The 2,736-nt window shown below is 74.5% G+C and carries 1 protein-coding gene and 2 pseudogenes; all 3 read right to left on the bottom strand.

What is annotated here, in order from left to right:
* A pseudogene (locus GT030_RS32325) lies at positions 1-624 on the bottom strand (hypothetical protein); the annotation flags it as partial.
* Between the two features lie 265 nt (positions 625-889).
* On the bottom strand, positions 890-2,155 hold the full coding sequence (gene purD / locus GT030_RS32320; RefSeq protein WP_161204125.1) for a phosphoribosylamine--glycine ligase: 1,266 nt from the start codon (positions 2,153-2,155) through the stop codon (positions 890-892).
* A 452-nt stretch (positions 2,156-2,607) separates the two neighbouring features.
* Positions 2,608-2,736 (bottom strand): annotated as a pseudogene (locus GT030_RS32315) (DNA polymerase III subunit gamma/tau); the annotation flags it as partial.

Genomic DNA, 2,736 nt, shown 5'->3' with positions numbered 1-2,736 from the left:
CACGAAGCGGCGGGCGGCGGCTATGTCGGGCTGCGCGGACGGGCCCGTACCGGCGACGACCGGGGCGAGCACCGCGCGCAGTTCCGCGACGCGCATCCACCACAGGAAGGGCGACCCGATCACCAGCACCGGCGCCGGAACGGCCAACCGCCGCTCAGGGCGGGCGCCGGGGACCACCGGCTCGTCGTGCGCGCGGGTGACGGGCGGGACGTGCGCCGGGTGCGTACGGTCCTCGAGCCAGCTGTCGCAGTCCGGGGTGAGCGCTATCGCGGAGGGCGCGGGCACGTCCAGCCGGTCGGCCAGGTCGCGCACCATCCGGTACAGGTCGGGGGCGGAGCGCTCGGACACCGGGACCGTGGGGCTCGCGGCGGGGCGCGCGCGGGCCACGACCAGGGCGATGCCGGCGGCCGCCAGCAGCACCAGCACGGCGAGGACACCCACCACCCAGCGGGCCGTGTCCCAGCCCCGGCCGGTGAACTGGCCGGTGGCCGCGCCGGTCAGCAGGATCACCTCGGCGGCCGCGGGCAGCAGCGCCACGGCCAGCGCCCTGCTGCGCACCCGCAGCACGGCCAGCGCGCGCGAACGCGCGGCCCTGGCGCCCAGCTCCCCACCGGTTCCGGTCATGCGCGACGCTCAACCCCTGCCTGCCGATCGCGTGCTGTCCTGGCGGTGCCCACTCCCCCACTGTGGCACCCGTCACTGACATCGCAATGCCGGTGGGCCAAGTGCCGGACCGCTTGCGCCGCACCATAGTTGGGGCCCCGGCCCCCGTCAGCCGGATAGCGCATTGCTCACTCGATGGAATGGCCTTGGTCAGAGCTGGGTGACAGACGGCAAAGGTCAGGCCCCGGATTTCGGGGTCCGGGGCCTGAGGTCGAGCGAGGGGCTTTCACGCCATGGTCGTGGCCGTGTCTGCCGCCTTCGCCGCGATGTCGGTGCGGTGGTGCGAGCCGTCGAGACCGATCCGGGCCACCGCGCGGTACGCCCGCTCGCGGGCCTCGGCGAGGTCCCCGCCGGTGGCCGTGACGGACAGCACGCGGCCGCCCGCGCTGACGACGGTGTTCCCGTCCTGCTTCGTCCCGGCGTGCAGGACGTAGGCGTGCGGGGCGTCCTCGGCGGCCACCTCGGCCAGGCCGGTGATCGGGTCGCCGGTGCGCGGGGTGCCGGGGTAGTTGTGCGAGGCGACGACCACGGTGACGGCCGCGTCCTCGCTCCAGCGCAGCGGCTCCAGGTCGGCGAGGGTGCCGTTGGCGGAGGCGAGCAGGAGCGAGGCGAGCGGGGTCTTCAGGCGGGCCAGCACGACCTGGGTCTCGGGGTCGCCGAAGCGGGCGTTGAACTCGATGACCCGTACCCCGCGCGAGGTGATCGCCAGGCCCGCGTACAGCAGGCCGGAGAAGGGGGTGCCGCGCCTGCGCAGCTCGTCCACGGTCGGCTGGAGCACCGTGCGCAGCACGTCGTCCACCAGCTCCGGATCGGCCCACGGCAGTGGGGAGTACGCGCCCATGCCACCGGTGTTGGGGCCCTCGTCGCCGTCGAGCGCGCGCTTGAAGTCCTGCGCGGGCTGGAGCGGTACGACCGTCTCGCCGTCCGTCACCGCGAAGAGCGAGACCTCGGGGCCGTCGAGGAACTCCTCGATCACCACCCGCTCGCACCCGGCCGCGTGCGCCCTGGCCTCCTCGACGTCCGAGGTGACGACGACGCCCTTGCCCGCGGCCAGCCCGTCGTCCTTGACGACGTACGGCGCCCCGAAGGCGGCGAGCGCCTCGGCGACCTCGTCGGGGGTGGTGCAGACGTACGAGCGCGCGGTGGGCACGCCGGCCGTGGCCATGACGTCCTTCGCGAACGCCTTCGAGCCCTCCAGCACGGCTGCCTCGCGGGACGGGCCGAAGACCGGGAACCCCGCCTCGCGCACGGCATCGGCGACGCCCGCCACCAGCGGGGCCTCCGGGCCGATCACGACCAGGCCGGCCTCCAGCTCCGTGGCCAGCGCCGCGACAGCCTTGCCGTCGAGCGCGTCCACCTGGTGCTGCTGGGCCACTTCGGCGATGCCCGCGTTCCCTGGCGCGCAGTGCACTTCGGTGACGTCGGGGTCGAGGGACAGTGAGCGGCACAGGGCGTGTTCGCGGGCGCCGCCGCCGATGACGAGGACCTTCACGGGGGTCAGCTTATCGGCTGGGTTGCCGAAGGTCGGGGGGTGGGGAAGTTGTAGGAACCTACGAGGCGGTCTGGCGGGGGCGGGGCGCGGCGGGATCGGGGGCGTGAATTCGTTGGCGGCTGCGGGTCTGTCGTGGCTGATCGCGCAGTTCCCCGCGCCCCTGGGGTGGGTGCGGTGAGAGTGGGCCGGAGAGCTGGGCCCGCTCACTCGCCGAGGCACGCCTTGCGGGTGGGCGGCTGCGGGGCCACGGGGCTTGTCGCGCAGTTCCCCGCGCCCCTGGGGGGCGGCATGGCGGAAGTGGGTCGAAATGCCTTGTCGGTCCGCTCGCCGAGCCGGGCCTCGTGGGGCGCGACGAGCCACGACGCCCTCCAGCCCACTCCCGCTGTCCCCACCTCAGGGGCGCGGGGAACTGCGCGACCGGCCACAGCGGACCCGCAGCCGCCACGCGCTCCTTACTGGTCGTGGGAGAACTCGTCCAAGACCGTGGCGCCGAGTTCGCGGACGATCAGGTCGCGGCCGGAGAGGGCGGATTCGTCGAGGTCGGGGTCGTCGTCGGCGGGGGTGTCGTCCTCGGGGGACAC

Origin of the sequence: Streptomyces sp. SID1328, assembly GCF_009865595.1 — a bacterium.
GTDB classification, from domain to species: Bacteria; Actinomycetota; Actinomycetes; order Streptomycetales; family Streptomycetaceae; genus Streptomyces; species Streptomyces griseoluteus.
Note: the sequence above shows the minus strand (reverse complement) of the source record. Positions and strands in the feature narration are given on the sequence as shown.